Source organism: Oscillochloris sp. ZM17-4, from assembly GCF_019599295.1.
Classification (GTDB): domain Bacteria; phylum Chloroflexota; class Chloroflexia; order Chloroflexales; family Chloroflexaceae; genus Oscillochloris.
Map to the genome: position 1 here is coordinate 27,455 of NZ_JAIEWN010000013.1, position 19,632 is coordinate 47,086.

Genomic DNA, 19,632 nt, shown 5'->3' on the forward strand with positions numbered 1-19,632 from the left:
TAAGAAATGTTTTACACGCGGGTGACATTATCGATGATGACATGCGCCCGACCAATGCGGGCGCTGAGCACGTGCTACTGGCGATGGATATCTACTTGCCACTCGGCCATCTGCTGGAGCTGCGCGAGGGCGGCGCTTTCGACCGGGTCGATGGCGCCTCAAAACGAACGTCTATCGCCTAGAAATTCTTGTATAATGGCCGTATGAAAGACTTCTAAGTGACGTGTGAGTCTAATGTATTAGACTCATCTGGCACCTATTGCTCGACACATCACGTTATGAAGAGCCACAAAGCGGCACGCGAGTCTAATACATTAGACTCGCGTGATTCAACGGCTAACGCTGAGCTGAGCACGCAACATGACAAAAGGAGAGCTATGGCTCACGTCTATGCGGTCGCCTTGGAGAAGGGCGGGGTCGGAAAAACATCGATTGCCGTCAACCTGGCGGCAGGCTACGCCCACGTCGGGATGCGCACGCTCCTGATCGACCTGGACGCGCAGCGCCACGCCTCGCGTTGGCTCGGCATCGACACCGAGGCCATCACACTCGACCACAGCTTCGCAGGGGTGGCCCTCGGTCGCCGAACCATCCCGCAGTGTGTCATCGAGACGGTCGAGGGCGTCGATGTGATCCCCGCGCACAAGGATATGGTCGCCCTGCCAGAGCTTCTGGGCAAGGAGATAGGTGCCGGTATCTATGTCCTGCGCGATGCGCTGGCCCAGGCCACGCAGACGGGCGCTGCCTATGACATCGTGATCCTCGACCTGGCCCCGGCGAGGGGGCCGGTGCTCGCCACCGCCCTCGCTAGCGCGACCCGCTGCATCGCGCCGGTTCAGGCCGTCGATCTGGTGCTCCAGTCGCTGCGTGATATGGTCGAGACGGTGAGCCGCGCGCAGGCATTCAACCCCACACTGCGCGGGCTGAGCGTCCTACGCAACAACTACGCCCCGCGCGCATCCCTCGACCGCATCTATGACGAGGGACTGGCGAAGTCCTACGGCCCGATGCTCCTCCAGACGATCATCCCCAGCCGCGCGCAGATCCGTCTCGCCTCCGGCGCGCAGCAGAGCGTGTTCGCCTACCGCGGACCCGACGATATCGCGGTGCGCGAGCTGTTCCTGACCCTGGTGGAGGAACTGCTTGATCTCGATGGGGTGACGCGATGAGTCGGAAGCCAAACGCTGCGGCCAGCGCCGCCGACCGCCTCCGCACGCGGCTGGCGAAGGATCTGGCCCCCGAGGCGCTCACCGCCCCGCCGGCGCCGGACGCCGCAGCCCCGCCGACATCCGCAGAGAGCCCCGAGGTCGCGGCGCGCCAGCATTTCCTCGGCCGTGTCGAGGAGCTGACCGCCGGACGCTCGGTCGAGCGGATCGCGCTCACGATGATCGCCCCCGACCTGCGCCCCGAGATGCGCCAGCCGCGCATGCTCCCGCTCCCTGATGAGCTGCTCGGAGAGAAAACGCCCGCCTTCTACCGCGAGCTGGTCGCTGAGCTGCGCGCGCTCGGCATCTCGCTGCGCGAGCGCCAGATCCAGCCGATTGTCGTCTACCCCGGCGCCTCAGCGCGCTACCCCGGCGCGCGCTACCTCATTCTGGTCGGGCAGCGCCGCTGGACCGCCGCGACGCTCGTCGGCATGGGCACGCTGGACGCGATCATCGTTGAGCCGCCCTCAGCGGTGGATCGGGTCCGCCTACAGTATTGCGAGAATGAGCAGCGCGAAGATTTCTCCGATATGGAGCGGGCATGGACGATTGGGCAGCTGCGCGCGGCGATGGGCGGGGATCAGGTTCCGATGGAGGAGGTCGCCGCACAGCTCGGGGTGAAGCGCGCCCGCGCCTATCAGCTGCGCCGGATGCTCACGCTCACACCCGAGCAGCAACGTCTGGCCGCCCTCTTACGCCTCCACGAGACTCAGCTGCGCACCATGCTCGACGCCCTTCATCGTGGTCAGCTCACCCCGGAGCATGTAGATACGCTGCTCCAGCGCCTAGCTCAGATCGCCGCCGAGCGTGCCGGGCAGGTTGAGATCCAGGCCGAGCTGGCTGAGGCGCAGCAGACCGTTGGCCCCCGGCAGAGCGGCATCGATGCGCCGACCGTCGCGCGGCTGGTCGCCCGCGCGGTCGCTACGGCCGCCCCTAAGCTTGACGGTGCGCCAGATCTCCCGCACCCCGCACCCCCCTGGATCGCGCCCTTCCGCGCCTCGGTGACTCGTATGGCGGATGATGTGGAGCGCGCCAGCGTACAGCTGCCGCAGTCAGCCGCCGACGAGCGCAGCGCGCTGCGCGCCGATCTCATCCAGCTCCGTGCGGTCATTGAGCAGCTCCTGCGTGCTATCGACGAGGCATCCGACGCCTAGCATCGTATGGGCGCAGCATGGCTCCGTGTCGGGCCGCAGACGCTCCACGAGGCTGGCCAGCCGGGTGCGGAGCAGCTTTGTGATCTGCGGGCCTGTGCCAACGATGGCGCCGTCCTCCCAGCGCGACCCGAGCAGCGCGGCGCGCTCGACCACGCGGAGATCGGCCCAGGCAGACGGATCGATCCAGTCGGGGGGCAGATCCGCTGGGATAAGTGGGGAGACCCGCTCGGCCAGTATGGGCTGCGGCGGCGCGGGCGGCGTGTGCGTCGCTGGCGCCGTCGCCGGCGCGACGACAAGCCCGAGCTGCGTTGCCACCGCGTCCAGGGCGGCGTAGATCTCATCCCGCTCATCGGCGCTCAACCACCTCGGCGGCGCAAGGCTGACGACGCCGTCGGCGAGGGTGAGCTGTTCAATCGTGACACATGGTCGTAGCTGAGAATCCAGTCCGTCGCGAAGCTGGCGGTAGATCGGCGTCCGCGCATCGGAGTCGTCCACGTCGTTATCCAGCCCAGCCTGCACATGTGCGGCATCGGAGGTCGGCAGGAGGTGCCCCCAGCGTTCCAGCATCCAGCCCGGCGCGCTGCGCTCCTCATCGAGCAGCCATACCATCACGCCGCGCGGCTCTTTGGCCCAGTGTAGGCGCTCGGCGATTGCGGAGGCGCGCTCGATGGTCTCTGGCGCCATATCCGCGTAGCGGCGGGCGACATGTGGGAACAGTCCACGCGTGCGCAGTGCCTGCTCGACCTGCGATGGGTCGGCCGCCGCCGCCGCCGGCGGAATAATTGTTGTTATGAGATGCGCGGTATCATCAGGGATTGGCACTTCTGGTATCTCTGTGATCGGGGCCTGATCACTGCTGCTACTGCTGCTGTCTGGAGAAGTAGAAGTCCCTTGATTCGGAAAGTTCGCTTGATTCCCTGTGATCGCTGTTTGCGCAGGTGCGGACGGCGCTTTGCCCGATGGTGATGCGGAAATATCGCAATGCCTCTTCCCGCCGTCGCTGATCATGTTATCGATCACCCCTATAATCATGGGGGGGATCATGGAGCCGATCATGTCAGGCGGCACAAAAAAAAGCGGCTGGGGCTCTGAGCCAGGGCGCGGCGGGGCGGAGACGATGCCCACGCGCCGCATCCCCTCAGAGGTGAGCGTTGGCGGCTCGGGGGCAGGGTCGAAGAAGACGAGCTGCGAGATGCGGGCCAGCAGCACCTCTGACGATGGCGGTGGGAGCGGGCCGCTCGGCCCTGCGAGCCCGAGCCGCAGAAGGGCGGCCGTGGGCTGCCCGACCCTGGCCCAGGCCAGCGCGTAGGCGCCGATGTCGCGCAGCATGAGCGGGGGGCGGGTCACATAGCGCTCGACAAGCGCCGCGTGTTGATGGTGCGGGGTCACGCGCCCGACGCAGATATCAAGGACGACGCGTGGTACGCGCGTTGCGCGCATGCGGCGCGGCTTGCCGAGGGCTGGCTCGCTGATGCTCCAGGGTGCTACGTCCCCGGCGACTCTGCCCCATGTTGGCAGGTAGGCGGCCTTCTTTCCGCGCTGCCCCTCAGCGAGCAGCCAGCCGGTATCGAGCAGGCGGTTCAATGCTCCGATGATCGCCCCCCGGCTGAGGGTGCCGCTTGCGTCGATAGCCTGGATATCGGTGGCTGAGAGAGCTACCGGCTCCTGCTGCACGAGGAAGATTCGCGCGACCAGCAGGTAGATCGCGGTAGCTAGCGGGGAATGGCGCAGATCGAGCGCGAGCGGGAGCGGGAGCAAGAGATACGGCTCGGTGGCATCCAGCGGCGGCGCAAAGCTCGCGCCGAGTGTCCCGCTTTCGCGGGAGGCAGGTACTGTCATCGGTTGCCTCAAAACATGCCGTGGGTCTTGACGACAGGACTCACGGCGCGCTATACTGACACGGGAAGTTGTGCCGCTCACCACATTGTTTTGGTGTGGTGTGCTGCCGTTCTAGGCCACTCGACAGGCCGGCCAAAGCACTCGTCGGGTGGCCTTTCCGTTGCTTCCAGGTCGAAGATTACCGCGCCGAGCTACCTACCAAGCTCGGCGTTTGTTGTGCGCAGCATCCCCTCTTATTTAGGCCGTAGGTTCGCTCTTAAAAATGGGCGTGTCTCGCGTACCGTTACCCATGAATCTACAACCTACAAACGACATTGACAAGGCCTATAAACGACATTTTTAGCCTCTATAAACGACATTTTTGGCTCTATAAACGACATTTGGCGCGCAGCATGTCGTTTATGCCCCGCGCTAGCGGGACGTGACGGCTAGTTAGCGCATTGGGACGCTCTAAACAGCTCGGGCGGATAAACGACATGGGGATTGTTGGCTGTGTCGTTTATCCACAGGTGGACGATAAACGACATGATTTGGCGGTTATGTCGTTTATCGGCTCCTTAACCGACATCCTCGCGCACATAGTAGCGCCGCCCGCGCCCACGTCGTCCTCCGGTCACGCTCATCAGGCCGCCCTGGACGAGCTCTTGCAGATCGCGCTGGATCGTCCGCTCACTGACGGTGTCGCCGAAGAGGGTCGCGATCTCGGTGGGCGTCGTCTCCCCGCGAGAGCGGATGAAGGCGACAAGCCGGCGCTGTCGCTCGTTGAGCCGGGCGAAGATGTCATTCTCACTAAAGAAGTCAAGCGGGCGGCCATGGACGGTGGCGCGAAACGAGGTGCCGCTGTCGTGGAACTGCGCCGGCGCCATGCTGGCGCGCGCCAGCACCGCGAGCACCGTGTCGATCCCCTGGCCGACCGCCTCGACGTAGCCCGACTGGTAGAGAATCTCGATGATGCCCGGGTTCCTCGACGCCTGCTCCTTGAGGATGTTCTCGATGGTGATGCCCTCGGGGAGCCCGCCGGGGTTGGACCACTCGATGCGGTTGCGAAAGAGCAGCACGCGTGCGGCGGTCATCACATTCTCATAGTCGCGGTGGGCGACCATGTTCACCCCCAGCTCACGGATCACCTCGCGGGGGTACTCGTGCAGCTCGACCCGCGCCGAGCTCTCGCTGTCGAGGGTCATGCCGTGGTGCGTGTTGGCCCATAGGTAATTCTCGATGCGGGCGATCTGGTCGAAGACCGTGCCCCCGACCCCCTTCTCGATATGCACGACCTCGTAGGAGATCGAGTCGAGGCCGCGGTAATGGACGAGGTCGACCACCGCGCGCGGAAAGATCTCCTGGGGTTTGCGTCCAAAGCACAGGACGGCCGCCGGGGTGGCCAGCATCAGCCCCTCCTCAGCCACGACGTAGTGTTGTGCCAGCAGATACGCGATCGGGTCGGCGGTTCCGGCGTAGCGCCCGCGCTCGGTAGCTCGGGTGATGTGCGCCGCGACGCGCTCCAAGTCGATATGGTCAATGCTCACGTCGCGGAGCGGGAGGGTGTCGATGTTGCGAAAGGATGCGCGGTCGTTGTAGTCGCTCATAAATGCTCACTGCCATGGATGGCGAGGTCCTGAAGGTCAGCGAGCACGCGCAGGGCGCTGAGCGGGGTGATCTCACTGATATTGATCCCCCGCAGCTGGCGCATGATCGCGGCCGCAGTCTCCTCCTGGCTTCTGGTGGTGGATGGGTCGAGCGAGGTCTGGAGAATGGTGTCGAGTACGGCGGGCAGCAGCTCGGGCCGCTCTACGAGCTGGCTGACGATCTGGACGATGGTGTCGCGCTCCAGCGCGTGCAGGTGGCTCTGGTCAATGGCGGGCCAGAGCTGTTCGCCCCTGATCTGGGGCGAGGCGGTCGTCCTCACGGGGCCGGCGGGCGGCGCCTGCTCGCCCGTGAGGTGGGCAACCGTCGTCTGGAGGGCGGATGCGAGCTGCGACAAGAGCGCCGAAGGCACCGCCCGCGTCCCGGTCTCCCAGCGCGAGATCGTGCCGCGCCCGACGCCCACGAGCGCGGCGAGCTCCCCCTGCGCCAGGGTGCGCCTTAGGCGCGCGTCGTGGATGCGGGCGCCGATCTCCCTGCGAAGCTCGGCGGTGTCCTTCATAGCAGCTGCTCCTGAAGCGGCGGCAGGGCCTCCGGGTCATCGGGCAGAAGCTCTTGGGCTTTCGCGCGCAGCCAGGCCAGGGCCTGGTCATACTTACCGGCTGGGAGCGCGTCGTAGCGCGGGATGCCCATATTCATCTTAAACTGGGCGAAGAGCAGCTCGTACATGTTGCGCTCAGTGCCGCTGGCCTGCTTGTAGCGCGTGGCCAGTCGCTTGATCGCGCGCTGTAGGTACTCGGCCTGGACGGCGCTGATCTTGGCGATCTGGCGCAGCTCCTGGACCAGATCCTCGACGCCGCCGACTCGCTCGGCGAGGGCGCCGATCTGGGCGGTCGACTCGCGCTGGGCCCGCACCATGTCGAGCAGGGCCGCCCGGAGGGTGCGCAGCTCGCGATCTCGCGCGGCGAGCTGTTGGGCGACCGCGTCGGAACGCCCGGTGTCTAGTGTCGGCGCAGCATCGCCCAGGTTGGGGCCGTAGAGCACGTGGAGTACGTCAACCAGCTCCTCCTGGTAGCGCACCAGCTTTGGGCGCACCGCTGCGGCGACCATGTTTGGCTGAATGGTGGCGAGCCAGAACGCCAGATAGGTGTGCATCAGGGCGAGCACCGAGCGGACTCGGCCCTCGACGGGCACCCGCACCACGCGCAGGCCCTGGGAGAGCACATCGTGCTCGCGCAGGGCGGCGCTCTGCGCTTCCGGATCGAGGCCCAGTGCGTTGCAGACCATGCGTACCGGCACTGCGACACCCTCGCCCTCCAGCACCGCCGCGACAAGCACATCGCCGGCGAACTCCTGGCGCTCGACGCGCACGGGACGCTGCGGCAGATCGGGAAGATCGGTCACCTGGCGCTCCTTCGTATCATTGGTGAGATCCGTAGATCCAAAATGGATCGAAGCTCCGGCTAGCTACCGGGAGGTTTGATCCAAAATGGAGCGATGTGGCTAATGTAGCTGCATCGTCGCTGGCTGTCAAGGTGCCAAGATGCGCCGAGGGTGGCGGCACGTCTCATTGCCGCACCGCCCCTCGTGCAGCAAATTCAGTCTCAGCCACTCAGCCACTCGTGCGGGCGAGTTTTGCGTTGATTTGCTATACTGCTGTCCGTGTTGCATGTTCCCGTCAAGGAAACCGATGACAACGACACGACGCCAGCAGGGACAGCGGAGACGACGAGGTACTGCTGGGAACACAGCGATGCGAGTCGTCACGGCCGCTCCGTCAGGCAGCCAGCAACCCTACGATACATGGGAGCGTTGGGTTGCTGGCTGCCTGTACGATCACCTACCAGCGTTGCTGGCGATGCGTGCCAACCACGTAGCGAAGGATGCGCCGCACGCCCTGGTCATGGGATACGAGGTACAGCCTTGCGGTTGCCGACGCTGGGAGGGGAGCGTCGTGACTCTCAGCGAGGTTACGGCGTTGGCGCTCACCCCCGCAATGCACGAGGCGCTGGCCGACATCATCGCGATCTGTAACCCAGCCCATGCGCTACCGATACTCGTTGGCGACCGTCAGGGCAGGAAATTGCCAGATCGGTTTCTTTGTCTGTATCTGCTCAACCCCCAGAATCCTGACATCTCTGCCGCTGAGATTCCCCCGCCCGAGATCGTTTTCTCGTTTCGTTGATTGTCGCCCACACACCGTTTCGGATCGTCGGCCCGCTGCGCGGCCCCAGGAGCGTCGGGCCATGCCTCCTATCGCTTATACCGCCCGAGCCACGCCAGCGGACGATCCAACCCTCAGTCCGGGGGAAGGCACAGCAGCCCCAGCCCCAGCTTACGAGCGGATTCATCCGCTGACTGATCTGGCAGGTAGGTGCGGGATATCGCCGCGCCTACGTCCCCCGCGCCGTGTTCGGATGCGCGAACGTACCGCCACAGGGCGGGTAATGCGTGTACGAACCCTCGGAGGGGCATGGATCACGCACATAGCATGATCTGCATTATCCGCCTGATCTCTGCCGCCCGTGGGCTCTGACCGATCATCCGAGCACGGCGCGGGCGCAGGTTGGGGCGGCACCCGCCGCCCGCGGCGCATCAGCACCTGCCGCTTGTAAGCCCGCTCGCCGCCCTGGGGCAGCGCCACGATCCGTTGCTGCTGGACGAGGCGTAGTCTGAGCCGCCCGGCCACGGCGGCCAGGTGCCGGCGCACCGTGACCACACTCTGCCCGGTCGCCCCGGCGAGGTCGTCCACGCCCAGCACCCGCATCCCGCCGTTGAGCAGCCTACGCGCCGCCTCAGCCAGCGTGTCGCGGGCGGTGGCCTGTCGCCCGCCGTTGCTGGCAGGCGAATCGTCCTCGCGTACCGTGGTCGGTGCCAGCCCCGGCAGCGGCAGCCCGAAGAGCAGCGTGATCTGGGCCTCGGGGTGGTCGAGCGGCCGCCCGCGCATGGCGCACTGCAGCAGCTCGGCCTCGCGGCGGCTCTCGAGGAGCGCCGCCAGCCGGGGATCGGCGAACACCGGCACGTCTACCGCCCACGTGGCCCCGGTCGCATCGGTCAGGGTGCGACCCGTGGTGGTCACGCGCTCGTCCAGCGGGGTGGCGTCGTCGGCGAAGAGCGCCCGCCCCTCGCGCACGATCGCCTTCAGGTTGGGGTGGTAGACCTGGGCCAGCAGGACGTCATAGTCCTTGTAGTCGTTCGCCCCGCGCAGCGCGCCGTAGTGGGCGACCACCACGTCCCGGTGGCCGCGCGCCGCCAGCGCCCGCCGCAGGTCGTCCTCGGCGGCCAGCGTACAGACCACCAGGGTCGGCCGGCCGGGGCGGATGTGCTGGGCGACCGCGTTGTACCACTGGTCGCGGCGCTGGCCGCGCAGGGTGCTCTTGGCCCAGTCGCGGCTGATCACCTGCACGACCGTGGCCCCACCCGCGAGCCGGGGCCGCGCGATCTGGATGGGCGTGTCGGGGAAGATCGCGCGGAGCAGCCCGGCGTGTACGGTGGCGTCGAGGATGATCTTGGGCTGCTCGGGGCGGGCCAGCTGGGCGATCAGATGCTCGTGGCGCAGGAAGAGTCGCAGGTGAGGATGATCGTGTCGCCGCCGTCGAGGCTGTCCCAGCCGAAGGGGGAGACCGCGCCGCGCTCGCTGTAGCCGCCGGGGAGCGAGCGGTAGCCCTTGCCGGGGAAGGAGCGGGCGCGCAGGTCGACGACCTGGCCGTCGGCGAGGTAGGGGAAGAGCAGGGCGCCGCAGAGGTTGGGGTGGGCGCGCAGCTGGCCGGCGTGGTCGCGGGTGAGCACGCCGGCGGCCTCGGCGTCGGGCAGGAGCGCGGGAAGCTCGCGGCGCAGCAGGTCGGGGAGAGCCTGGGGGTCGCGCAGGGTGACGCCGAGCAGCTGGTGGCCGATCATCGCTGCGGTGATGCCGCGCTGGCGGATGTAGGCCAGGGGCTCGGGGTTGGCCTCGTCGAGGAGCAGCATGTGGCCCCAGAGGGCGATGGTGGCGTAGATCTGGCGGTAGCGGGCGACGTGGGCCGGGTTGGGCTGGGCGAGGGGGCGCGCTGGTCGCCGGCGGGCCAGGGCGGCGCGCGGCTGAATATCCTCGCCGAGGAGCTTCTTCAGCGGGCCCTTGGCGGCGCAGGCGCGGCACCAGAAGCGCTCGTGGCCGGGCTCCATCCAGACGTGGAAGCGGTCGCTGCGGTGGTCGCCGCAGAAGGGGCATGCGCCGACATGCTCCAGGGTGCGCCGGTTGACGAGGCGCAGGGGTGGAAGGGATGGGTGGATGGTCGGGGTGGTCTGATACGGGTCCACAGATGGCTACTCCATCCTGCCCCGGCGTGATCGCCGGCAGCACGAAGCCAGCATGCCCGCATACGGCGCAGGCATGGGAGGCGATACCCAACATCACGATTGGTTGTGGCGCGCGACGCGCGCGCCACGCGCTACCGGCGGGCCGAGGCCCATGCGCCGCGTGCGCGCGCCATCACCCTTGCCGCACCCGGTACGCGCCGCGTCCTGCCTTCTCGATGGCTCCGGCAGCGCAGGCATCCTGAAGCAGTTTATGCGCGGTCGTCTCGCCGCAGCTCAGCCGCTCGCGCACGATGCTCGGGCTAATGATCTCATCTGTGGTGATCGCGCCCAGGAGTCCCGCGACGGTGTGCGCGGTCGGGCGATGCCCGGAGAGCGCCGCTGTGGGCCTTGGCCCGGCGGCGGCGGAAGCTTCGGAAACCGATGCTGCTGCGGAATCGCGGGATGCCTCGTCGCTACGGCGGGTGCTCCCAGTGGTTGATACCACAAGGCCCCTTAGTGTCTCTACCTCGACCAGTAGGGCGAGACGCGCCGCCTCCAGGGTGCGGTTCGACGCCTCCACGGCGACGATGCCTGCCGGGATGCTCAGCGGCAGCAGGAGGACGAAGCTGCCAGCCAGCAGTGGCAGTAGCTGCGCCTGCACGGTTGCGTCGATGGCGGGGGCGTGGCGGGCCACGAAGCTGGCGTTGAGCAGGGCCGTGACGAGATAGAAGTAGATCGTCCAGCGGTTGGCCGGTGCGCCGACGAACGCCGCCGCTGCGTTGGCCTTGGCGATATAGAGCGCGCAGGCGTCGATCATCAAGGTGAAAGCCAAAGCCGCGCCATGGTAGATGGCGGCGGGGAGCTGAAGGGTGCCCACGTGCGCCGGGGCGATGGCGGCGACGGTCTCCCAAATGTGGATGGCGCTGACGAAGACGACGGCCCATGTGAGTGTGCGCCCCCAGGCCAGCAGGCCCTCGGCGGCGCGGAGGGCCTGCTGTTTCGCGATTAGGATGCCACGCCGACGAGCCTCATGGGCGGCCTTCGTCTGGAGCAGGGCCGGGTCGATGGCGAAGGTCTGGGCGAGGGCCGGTGTGGCTTCGCCGGGCTTCCAGATGGTGATGGCCATAGTGGTGCTCCCTTCCCTTCCCTACGGCACGATGCCGTTGCAGATGCGCAGGACTGCCCCCAGCTCGCGGATGGTGCATGGCGGGGCGGTCGGCGCGGCCCGCATCACCACCGGGCGCGGGGCGGGCGTGGCCGACGCGAGGACAACGACAACGAATGGGGAGCGAATGCGCTCCGGCGCGACGTCAGTCGCCAGCCGGTGGGGCTTGCCCCAGGGCGTATGCGCGCGAACCATTAATCCCCTCACATCTCGCCGTGGAAGGTCCGGTTGATCACATCGAGCTGCTGCTCGCGGGTCAGCTTGATGAAGTTCACGGCGTAGCCCGAGACCCGGATAGTGAGCTGGGGGTAGCGCTCGGGGTGCTCCACGGCGTCGAGCAGCGTCTCGCGGTCGAGGACGTTCACGTTCATGTGGAAGCCGCCCTCGGCGAAGTAGGCGTCGAGGACGCCCACCATGTTGCCCACCCGCTCGTCGGCGTGGCGGCCGAGGGCCGACGGCACGATCGAGGTCGTCCACGAGATGCCATCCTGGGCGCTGTCGTAGGGCAGCTTGGCGAGGGTGAGCGCCGCCGCCACCACGCCGTGGGTATCCCGGCCGTGCATCGGGTTGGCGCCGGGGGCGAAGGGCTCGCCGGCGCGGCGGCCGTCGGGGGTGTTGCCGGTGTGCTTGCCGTAGACGACGTTCGAGGTGATCGTCAGCACCGACTGCGTGTGGGTGGCGTTGCGGTACGTGGCGTGCTGCCGCAGCTTCTCCATGAAGCGCTGCATCAGGTCGATGGCCAGGTCGTCGGCGCGGTCGTCGTTGTTGCCGTAGGTGGGGAACTCGCCCGTGGTCTGGTAGTCCACCACCAGGCCGCGCGCGTCGCGCACGGGGCGCACCTGGGCGTACTTGATCGCCGCGAGGCTGTCGGCCACCACCGAGAGGCCGGCGATGCCGAAGGCCATGGTGCGCAGCGGGCTGTAGTCGTGCAGCGCCATCTCAATGCGCTCGTAGGCGTACTTGTCGTGCATGTAGTGGATGCAGTTCAGCGCGTTCACGTACACGCGGGCCAGCCAGTCCATCTGCACGTCGAACTTCGCCATCACCTCGTCGAAGTCGAGGGTCTCGTCGCCGACAGGCGCGCTGGCCGGCCCGACCTGCTCGCCGCTGATCTCGTCGCGGCCGCCGTTGATCGCGTAGAGCAGGCACTTGGCGAGGTTGACCCGCGCGCCGAAGAGCTGCATCTGCTTGCCCACGCTCATCGCCGAGACGCAGCAGGCGATGGCCGTGTCGTCGCCCCAGGTCGGGCGCATCAGCTCGTCGCTCTCGTACTGGATCGCGCTGGTGTCGATGCTCACCTGGGCGCAAAAGCGCTTGAACCCCGATGGCAGCGCCGGCGACCAGAAGACGGTCAGGTTCGGCTCGGGCGAGGGCCCGAGGTTGTAGAGCGTCTGCAGGAAGCGAAAGCTCGTCCGCGTCACCAGGTGGCGGCCGTCCGCGCCCACGCCGCCGAGGCTCTCGGTGACCCAGGTGGGGTCGCCGGAGAAGAGGGCGTCGTACTCGCGGGTGCGGAGGAATCGCACGATGCGCAGCTTGATCACGAAGTCGTCGATCAGCTCCTGGGCCGCGCGCTCGTCGATGTGGCCCTCGCGCAGATCCCGCTCGAAGTAGATGTCGAGGAAGGTCGCGGTGCGGCCGAGGGACATCGCGGCGCCGTTCTGCTCCTTGACGGCGGCGAGGTAGGCGAAGTAGAGCCACTGCAGGGCCTCGCGGGCCGTGGCGGCGGGGCGGGCGATGTCGTAGCCGTAGCTTAGCGCCATCTCCTTCAGCTCGTGGAGGGCGCGGATCTGCTCGGCCAGCTCCTCGCGGTCGCGGATGATCTCGTCGCTGGCGTGGGCCGCCTCAATGCTGGCCTGCTCGGCGTGCTTGGCCGCGATCAGCCGGTCGACGCCGTAGAGCGCCACCCGGCGATAGTCGCCGATGATCCGGCCCCGCCCATAGGCGTCGGGCAGGCCGGTGACGATATGCGACTTGCGCGCCCGCAGGATCTCGGGCGTGTAGACGTCGAAGACGCCATCGTTGTGGGTCTTGCGGTACTTCGTAAAAATCTCACGCAGCTGCGGGTCAACCGAGAACCCGTAGCTCTCCAGGCTGCCCTCGACCATGCGCCAGCCGCCGAAGGGGAAGATCGCGCGCTTGAGCGGCTTGTCGGTCTGTAGGCCGACGATCAGCTCGCGGTCGCGGTCGATATAGCCGGGGGCGTGGGCGGTGATGCTGCTGGGGATCTGCGACACATCGAGGACGCCCCTGGCCCGCTCGAGGGTGAACAGCTCGCTCAGATCGGCCCAGAGCCGCATGGTGCGCTCGGTGGGCCCAGCCAGAAAGCTTGCGTCGCCGTCGTAGGGGCAGTACTGGCGCTGGATAAAGTCGCGGACGGCGATGGAGTCGCTCCAGGCCCCGGGCGTGAATCCACGCCACGCCACGCCTGGGTCTACACTGGTCTGCGGATCTGCGTGAAGAAGCATTGGTCTACCTATCTGGGGGTGCGGTATGGCCCGCAGTATACCATCAACCCTGCGCGCTGGATGCAGGCGGGCGGCCAGCCGCAGGCTCCCGTGGCGTGACTTCCCGTCGCCAGCGACGTTGCACATGCCCTGCTAGTGCTGGGCGGCGGCTACGCCTGGATGCTTGCGGCGACGCGGGCGGCCCGCGGGGGCGACCTGACTGGCCTCACGTCGATGCTCTCCGCGCACGCATCCTACGTCGGAGGTGGGGGCGGCGTGATCGCGACGGCCCGCCAGCCGGTCTACGGCGCCACATCGGTGGCCCGGCTGGTGGCCGGCTTAGCGGCCCAGGCCGCCACGCCGGGAGGGCCGAGCGTGCGATTCGCACTGGAGTGGGTGAATGGCGAGCCCGGCCTGCTGGTCTGGGAGGGTGATCAGCTGACCACGGTCATGGTCTTCAGCTGTGACGGCGGCCAGATCGCGACGAAGAGCGGTGCGGAACCCGGCCAAGCTGGCCCACCTCGCCGCGCAGGCGTCCCTGGGCGGACTGCTACGATAGCGCCCGAAGGCTCAGGGAGGGCGTTGCCCTCCCTGAGCCTGTTTTGTCGTCCGCCTTCTACCGGAGGACCCAGATGAACGTGAAACCCCTATCATCTGACTAGCCAAAGAGTAGCGTCAGCGTTATAGGTGCGAACGACGCCTGCGTGTTTGCCAGGGCCATTATCATCAGTGACGGCTCCCAGGGCTAAAGCTCCTGGGCTTCAAGGGGATGCCGCCCCATCCCACCGAGTCATTGTCGAAGCGAAAGGAGGCCAAGTTGCAGAATGTTGCGCGCTGCGTTCTCGTCTCTGTCCATCACCAGCCCGCACACGGGGCAGGTATGGACGCGCACGCGCAACGCCTTGGGAACCATCTCGCCGCAGGTCGAGCACATCTTGGTCGTGTTCCTGCAGGATGATCGCGGGTCGCCCGGCGGCGCGCAGGCGCTGCCCGGCGGCCAGGCCGGCCGCGCCCGCGCCGATGATGATCGTGTCGTCCATGGGGGTCACCTGTCCTGTGCTAGCTGCGGCGGATCGTCCCTATTGTAACGCCCAAAAGAGTCTTCGCGCGCGAGGCGGCCCTGGGGGCTCAGCTGTCCCAGGTCACATCCACCTGGTCTCTGCGCATGCCCCAGAACCAGCTGCCGAGCCGCACGTAGCCGGAGCGCGGCCAGCCGCGCGGGTCGCTGACCGTCACGTAGTAGATCATCTGGCTGCGCGAGCGACGCCAGAAGTAGGGGCCGGTGCGCAGGTAGCGCGGCTCCACCTGGAGCAGCTGGTAGCCGTTCGTCGCCGCCCAGCCGGCCAGCATCGCGTCGGCGCGGCGGCGCGTCCATGCGATGCTGGCGATCGCCACGCCGATCGCCACGGCCATAATCAGAAGTGGAAAGATGACGTCACGCATGTGGGGCCTCCTACGGCGCGCCCCGACATCTCCGGGGCGTCTACTATCGTCTACTATTATCATGTACGCGCCTCCTGCATCGGCGTTGCTGGGCCAGAGATCCTGGCGCATGCGCTACTATAGAGCTGCGCCGCACGCCTGCGGCGCAGCAGCACAGCGAGGTGTATCCCATGCGACCCTACGGCCCGGTCAGCCCGCGCGCGCCCTTCATCTGGCACTGCGCCGCCGACGCCGCACCCGCCCGCGTAGGCGGGCGGCCAGCCGCAGGCTCCCGTGGCGCGACTTCCCGTCGCCAGCGACGTTGCACATGCCCTGCCCTGAGCGAAGCGAAGGCCACGCGACTGGAAGATGCTTCGCTGCGCTCAGCATGACATGCCCACGGTCTTGCCAGATTTGATATCAGTGCGCTAGCGAGAGGATTTCCCTATGCCCCCCCATCATACCCATCGGGCGCCCGGCACACCATCGCGCCGCGCGACCATCGCCGCCCTGCTGCTGCTGCTGCTGATCTCCGTCGGCGCGTGCGCCGCAGCCGGGCCGGCCGCAGATGGCTGGACGCTGACCTGGAGCGACGAGTTTGACGGCCCGGCGGGCGCCGGCGTCGACACCGGCGCAGATGGCTGGATCTACGACCTCGGGCACGGCTACGGCTGCCCCGGCTGCCCCGACAACTGGGGCACGGGCGAGATCGAGACGATGTCCGACAGCACCGCCAACGTGTCCCATGACGGCGCCGGCGCGCTGGCGATCACGCCCATCAGATCGGGCTCGCCCGGCGCCTACACCTGGACCTCGGGCCGCATCGAGACCCAGCGGGCCGACTTCCAGGCGGACGTGGGCGGGCGGCTGGCGATCGAGGCCCGCATCAAGCTGCCGGATGTCACCGGCGCGGCGGCCCAGGGCTACTGGCCGGCGTTCTGGGCCCTCGGCGCGCCGTTCAGGGGCGTCTACACCAACTGGCCGGGCATCGGCGAGATCGACATTATGGAGAACGTCGGCGGGGCAAACAGCTGGTGGGCCACCCTGCACTGTGGCACCGCGCCAGGCGGCCCCTGCTATGAGACCGACGGCCTGGGCAGCGGCGAGGTCACCGGCTGGTCGCCGAGCCTCCAGTCGGACTACCACACCTACCGCGTGGAGCTTGACCGATCCACCTCTCCGGAGGAGATCCGCTGGTCTGTCGATGGCGTGCAGAAGCACACCGTGAAGGCCAGCCAGGTTGACGCGACGACCTGGGCCAGCGCCACCGACCACGGCTTCTTCATCATCCTCAACGTCGCCATCGGCGGCGGCTGGCCAGGCCCCCCCACCGACATGACCGCCTCGGGCGTCCCGATGCTGGTCGACTACGTCCGCGTCTATAACCGCTAAGGGCCTGCGGCCCATACGCATCACGTTTAGGGCTGCCGCCCTAAAAGCCGATGGTGTTTTGGAGAACAATGCCAGCGAAGCTGGCATTGTTCTCCAAAACACCACGAGATTCCGAGGGGCTGCGGCCCCCTCGGAATCTCGTGGTGTGTGCCCATCAGGCACATGCTGCACTGGTTCTGCTGCGGCGTAGCCGCTGGGCGCCAGATCACCCCGCCTGGACAAGCGCGCTCTGGAGCGTGTTGTGTGTGCGGATGCCGCTCAGATCAATCCCGAGCCCGACGATCGACTGGGCGACCTCGGGGCGGATGCCGACCAGGGTCACGTTCGCCCCGAGCAGCCGCGCCGCATGCACGACGCGGATCAGCCCCTGCGCAACCTGGGTATCTACCACTGGCACGCCGGTGATATCGAGCAGCAGGTGACGCGCGCGGGTGGTCTCTAGCCGGCCGAGGGCCTGCTCTTGAATATGAGCGAGTCGGGCGCTGTCGAGCGCCCCGACCAGCGGCATCACCAGCGTGTCGCTGCTAATGGGCAGCACCGGGACGCTCATCTCGCGGATGAAGTCGCGCTGCTGGGCGTTCTCTGTCAGCAGGAGGTTCTGCTCATCTGCCTGGCGGCGGATGTCGTGCAGGGCCGCCTCAAGCGCGGCGGTGCGCTCGCCGACCATCGCCTCAAGCGAGCCGCGGATGTCCTCTAGCTCGGCCTCGCGCTCCAGCGCCTGGCCGAGCGCGCCGCGCAGCGCCGAACCGAAGCGGTCGAGCATCAGCGAGATCAGCAGGGTCACCGCCACAAAGAAGACCAGCGGCTGCCCGAGGTCGGGCGTCGTCGCGGTGCCGCCCATGGCGGCGGCCATCGCCGCCGCGCTGAAGAAGCCGGCCTGGGGCGGGTTCATGCTCTGGAGTAGGCCGATCAGCAGCACTAAGATAATGCTATACCCCGCCACAGCCAGCAGCAGGCGCCGACCGCCCAGCAGCCCGGCCAGGGCGATCGGGATCTGGAAGACGACATACACCGAGGCGTCGCCTACCCCCAGGGCGTAGGTGGCGATCGAGTGCGCGATGAGCAGCCCCCAGACCGCCATCAGCACCGCGCCATTGAAGCGTCCCCGCCGCAGGAGCACCAGCGCGATCACCGGCGAGAGCCACAGCATCAGCGTGGCGAGCCAGAGCACCCACGCAAAGATGGTGAAGATCAGCGGGATCGCCTCGGGCGGCGGGGCGGCCACCTGATCTCCACCCTGCCCGCCCGCGACCCCGCGCAGGAAGTTGAGCGGCAGCCCGACCGTCGCCAGGATGATCCAGCCCACCAGGACAACCTGAAAAAACCCTGCCTGCTGTCGCTGCACGAGATTCGAGACAGGAATCCGCCCCCACCATGTACGTAGTGCTTGAGCCATTACTTCTTCACCGGGTTTACCGGCGCCACTTTCTACAGATAACCGTCGTCCCAGCGCCCACCTGCGAGCGCAGGTCGAACTCGTCCATCAGCCGCTTCGCTCCTGGAAGTCCCATGCCCATGCCGCGCGAGGTGCTGTAGCCGTCCTGCATCACCAGGGGGATGTCGGCGATGCCGGGGCCCTGGTCCTGGCAGATGATCTCGATGCCGCTGCGTCCCAGCTGATCGAGGAGGCGCACCGACACGGTCCCCGATCCGGCGTAGAGGAAGATATTCCGCGCCAGCTCGCTGACCGCCGTCGCGATCCGTGCCTGGTCGATCGCCCCGAAGCCCAGCCGCTTCGCCACATCGCGGGCGGACGTGCGGGCGATCACAATATCGAGGTCGCTGCGGATCGCCACATCGCTAGGGCTGCTCATATCCGATTCCCTCTGGCTTCGACTGGAACAGCGCCAGACCTTTTTCCAGATTCAGAGCGGTATGGATGCGCGGTAGCTCCAGTCCCAGCTCCACCAGGGTGATCGCGACCGCTGGCTGGATGCCGGTGAGCACCACCTGTGTGCCCATCAGGCCGCACATCGCGCCGATATCACTGATCAGGCGGCCGATGAAGCTATCGACCAGATCGACGGCGGTGAGGTCGATCACCACCCCCTGGGCGCGGGTGGTGTGGATACGCTCGAGTAGATCGTCTTTGAACTGCACCGCCGAGGCGTCGTGCAGCTCCGTCTGGATGGAGGTGATGAGGGTGTTGCCGATCTTCAAGATCGGGATGCGGAGCGCGTCCATCGTGTTACCTTCGTCCGGTGAGAGCCATACCTGTTTTCCACCCCAGCGCCTCGGCGATCCCATCCTGGAGCGTGCCGCGGGTCGAGATCCCGCTCAGATCGACCCCCAGGCCCACCAGCGTCTGGGCCACCTCCGGGCGGATGCCGGTGAGGATCACCCGCGCGCCAAGCAGCTTGACCGCCTGGGCCGCGCGGAGCAGCGCGTTTGCCACCTGGGTGTCCACCACCGGCACGCCGGTGATGTCGAGGATGGTCGTCTCTGCGCGCAGCGCGGCCACCCCCGTCAGCAGCGTCTCGATCACTAGCTGGGCCCGCGCGCTATCGATGCTGCCGATCAGCGGCATGGCCACCACGCCCTTGGCGAGTGGGATCAGCGGGGTGCTGAGCTCGCGCAGGGCGGCCTGCTGGGCCGCGATCACCTGCTCTTGCAGGGCCAGGCGCTCCTCCTCCTCCCGCCGGCGCTCGCTGATGTCACGCGAGAAGATGCAGGCATACTCCTGGCCCTCGAAGGACAGGTAGTTCGTGACGACCTCGACCGGGATCTCCCGCCCGTCCTTGCGGCGCTGCACCCCCTCGAACATCTGCGCCTGGTGGTGTTTGATCGCCGTCCAGATCTGCGCCATATCATGGCTCTTCAGGCTGATGGCGACATCGAAGATGCTCAGAAGCAGCAGCTCCTCGCGCGTGTAGCCCAGGGTGGCGCTGGCGGTGTCGTTCGCATAGGCAATCTGTCCGTCCGATGTGAGCCAGTAGATGCTGTCGGCGGCCCGGTCGAGGGTGAACTTCACCAGGCGCAGCTCCTGCTCGCGGGCCCGCTCCTCGCTCAGGTCGCGTACGATCGCCGCCGTGCTGCTTGGCTTTCCATCGGCGTCGCGCAGCACAAAGCCCGCGACATCGGCCGGGATGTTGCTGCCGTCGGCGCGGCAAATGTTCATCTGGTTGTGCCAGTGGCCCCGCGCCATCGCCTGCGCG

20 protein-coding genes and 1 pseudogene are annotated in these 19,632 nt (G+C 67.3%); 5 read left to right on the plus strand and 16 right to left on the minus strand.

The window, feature by feature from the left end; translation table 11 throughout:
- The 3 genes from K2Z83_RS11730 to K2Z83_RS11740 form a co-directional block, all read left to right on the plus strand.
- On the plus strand, positions 1–182 hold a 182-nt coding region (locus K2Z83_RS11730), incomplete at its 5' end, for a hypothetical protein (protein WP_220595372.1).
- A 195-nt stretch (positions 183–377) separates the two neighbouring features.
- Positions 378–1,169: a ParA family protein gene (locus K2Z83_RS11735; RefSeq protein WP_220595373.1), complete on the plus strand. Its 792-nt coding sequence runs from the start codon at positions 378–380 to the stop codon at positions 1,167–1,169.
- Entirely contained in the window at positions 1,166–2,359 is a 1,194-nt protein-coding gene (locus tag K2Z83_RS11740) for a ParB N-terminal domain-containing protein (RefSeq protein ID WP_220595374.1), read from the plus strand. Before K2Z83_RS11735 ends, K2Z83_RS11740 begins: the two co-directional genes overlap by 4 nt.
- On the opposite strand, the gene K2Z83_RS11745 is transcribed toward K2Z83_RS11740, so the two are convergent.
- From K2Z83_RS11745 to K2Z83_RS11760, 4 genes are all read right to left on the minus strand, one after another.
- A complete protein-coding gene (locus K2Z83_RS11745; protein ID WP_220595375.1) occupies positions 2,258–4,198 on the minus strand; it encodes a hypothetical protein in 1,941 nt (646 codons plus the stop codon). The two genes, K2Z83_RS11740 and K2Z83_RS11745, sit on opposite strands and share 102 nt — an antisense overlap.
- A gap of 557 nt (positions 4,199–4,755) precedes the next feature.
- Positions 4,756–5,784, minus strand: coding sequence for an ATP-binding protein (locus tag K2Z83_RS11750; protein ID WP_220595376.1), 1,029 nt, complete (start codon positions 5,782–5,784; stop codon positions 4,756–4,758).
- Positions 5,781–6,341, minus strand: a complete 561-nt coding sequence (locus K2Z83_RS11755; protein ID WP_220595377.1) for a helix-turn-helix domain-containing protein — start codon at positions 6,339–6,341, stop codon at positions 5,781–5,783. The genes K2Z83_RS11750 and K2Z83_RS11755 overlap by 4 nt, the downstream gene beginning before the upstream one ends.
- The gene (locus K2Z83_RS11760; protein ID WP_220595378.1) at positions 6,338–7,183 is read right to left on the minus strand and encodes a phage antirepressor N-terminal domain-containing protein; all 846 of its coding nucleotides are present in this window, start codon (positions 7,181–7,183) and stop codon (positions 6,338–6,340) included. The genes K2Z83_RS11755 and K2Z83_RS11760 overlap by 4 nt, the downstream gene beginning before the upstream one ends.
- A gap of 349 nt (positions 7,184–7,532) precedes the next feature.
- Between K2Z83_RS11760 and K2Z83_RS11765 the strand changes: the two genes are divergently transcribed.
- Positions 7,533–7,964 (plus strand): hypothetical protein, encoded by a 432-nt coding sequence (locus tag K2Z83_RS11765; RefSeq protein ID WP_220595379.1) that lies wholly within the window; start codon positions 7,533–7,535, stop codon positions 7,962–7,964.
- 162 nt (positions 7,965–8,126) lie between these two features.
- On the opposite strand, the gene K2Z83_RS11770 is transcribed toward K2Z83_RS11765, so the two are convergent.
- From K2Z83_RS11770 to K2Z83_RS11800, 8 genes and pseudogenes are all read right to left on the minus strand, one after another.
- Positions 8,127–9,185: a hypothetical protein gene (locus K2Z83_RS11770; protein ID WP_220595380.1), complete on the minus strand. Its 1,059-nt coding sequence runs from the start codon at positions 9,183–9,185 to the stop codon at positions 8,127–8,129.
- A gap of 134 nt (positions 9,186–9,319) precedes the next feature.
- On the minus strand, positions 9,320–10,075 hold the full coding sequence (locus K2Z83_RS11775) for a hypothetical protein (protein ID WP_220595381.1): 756 nt from the start codon (positions 10,073–10,075) through the stop codon (positions 9,320–9,322).
- A 172-nt stretch (positions 10,076–10,247) separates the two neighbouring features.
- Entirely contained in the window at positions 10,248–11,180 is a 933-nt protein-coding gene (locus tag K2Z83_RS11780) for a hypothetical protein (protein WP_220595382.1), read from the minus strand.
- A 21-nt stretch (positions 11,181–11,201) separates the two neighbouring features.
- On the minus strand, positions 11,202–11,414 hold the full coding sequence (locus tag K2Z83_RS11785) for a hypothetical protein (protein WP_220595383.1): 213 nt from the start codon (positions 11,412–11,414) through the stop codon (positions 11,202–11,204).
- 8 nt (positions 11,415–11,422) lie between these two features.
- A complete protein-coding gene (gene pflB / locus K2Z83_RS11790) occupies positions 11,423–13,684 on the minus strand; it encodes a formate C-acetyltransferase (RefSeq protein WP_220595384.1) in 2,262 nt (753 codons plus the stop codon).
- Positions 13,685–14,453: 769 nt separating this feature from the next.
- Positions 14,454–14,597, minus strand: coding sequence for a zinc ribbon domain-containing protein (locus K2Z83_RS11795; RefSeq protein ID WP_220595385.1), 144 nt, complete (start codon positions 14,595–14,597; stop codon positions 14,454–14,456).
- 49 nt (positions 14,598–14,646) lie between these two features.
- Positions 14,647–14,703: pseudogene (locus tag K2Z83_RS29910) on the minus strand (hypothetical protein); the annotation flags it as partial.
- A gap of 88 nt (positions 14,704–14,791) precedes the next feature.
- Positions 14,792–15,106 (minus strand): hypothetical protein, encoded by a 315-nt coding sequence (locus K2Z83_RS11800; RefSeq protein WP_220595386.1) that lies wholly within the window; start codon positions 15,104–15,106, stop codon positions 14,792–14,794.
- Between the two features lie 426 nt (positions 15,107–15,532).
- On the opposite strand from K2Z83_RS11800, the gene K2Z83_RS11805 reads away from it, so the two are divergent.
- Positions 15,533–16,477 (plus strand): glycoside hydrolase family 16 protein, encoded by a 945-nt coding sequence (locus K2Z83_RS11805; RefSeq protein ID WP_220595387.1) that lies wholly within the window; start codon positions 15,533–15,535, stop codon positions 16,475–16,477.
- A 205-nt stretch (positions 16,478–16,682) separates the two neighbouring features.
- Here the strand turns inward: K2Z83_RS11805 and K2Z83_RS11810 are convergent, their stop codons facing one another.
- The 4 genes from K2Z83_RS11810 to K2Z83_RS11825 form a co-directional block, all read right to left on the minus strand.
- Positions 16,683–17,822 carry an STAS domain-containing protein gene (locus K2Z83_RS11810; protein ID WP_370650150.1) on the minus strand — a complete coding sequence of 380 codons (1,140 nt, stop codon included), beginning with the start codon at positions 17,820–17,822 and terminating at the stop codon, positions 16,683–16,685.
- Between the two features lie 67 nt (positions 17,823–17,889).
- Positions 17,890–18,291 (minus strand): anti-sigma regulatory factor, encoded by a 402-nt coding sequence (locus K2Z83_RS11815; protein ID WP_220595388.1) that lies wholly within the window; start codon positions 18,289–18,291, stop codon positions 17,890–17,892.
- Positions 18,278–18,661, minus strand: a complete 384-nt coding sequence (locus K2Z83_RS11820) for an STAS domain-containing protein (RefSeq protein WP_220595389.1) — start codon at positions 18,659–18,661, stop codon at positions 18,278–18,280. Before K2Z83_RS11820 ends, K2Z83_RS11815 begins: the two co-directional genes overlap by 14 nt.
- 4 nt (positions 18,662–18,665) lie before the next feature.
- The coding region (locus K2Z83_RS11825) for a PAS domain S-box protein (RefSeq protein ID WP_220595390.1) at positions 18,666–19,632 on the minus strand (967 nt) is incomplete at its 5' end.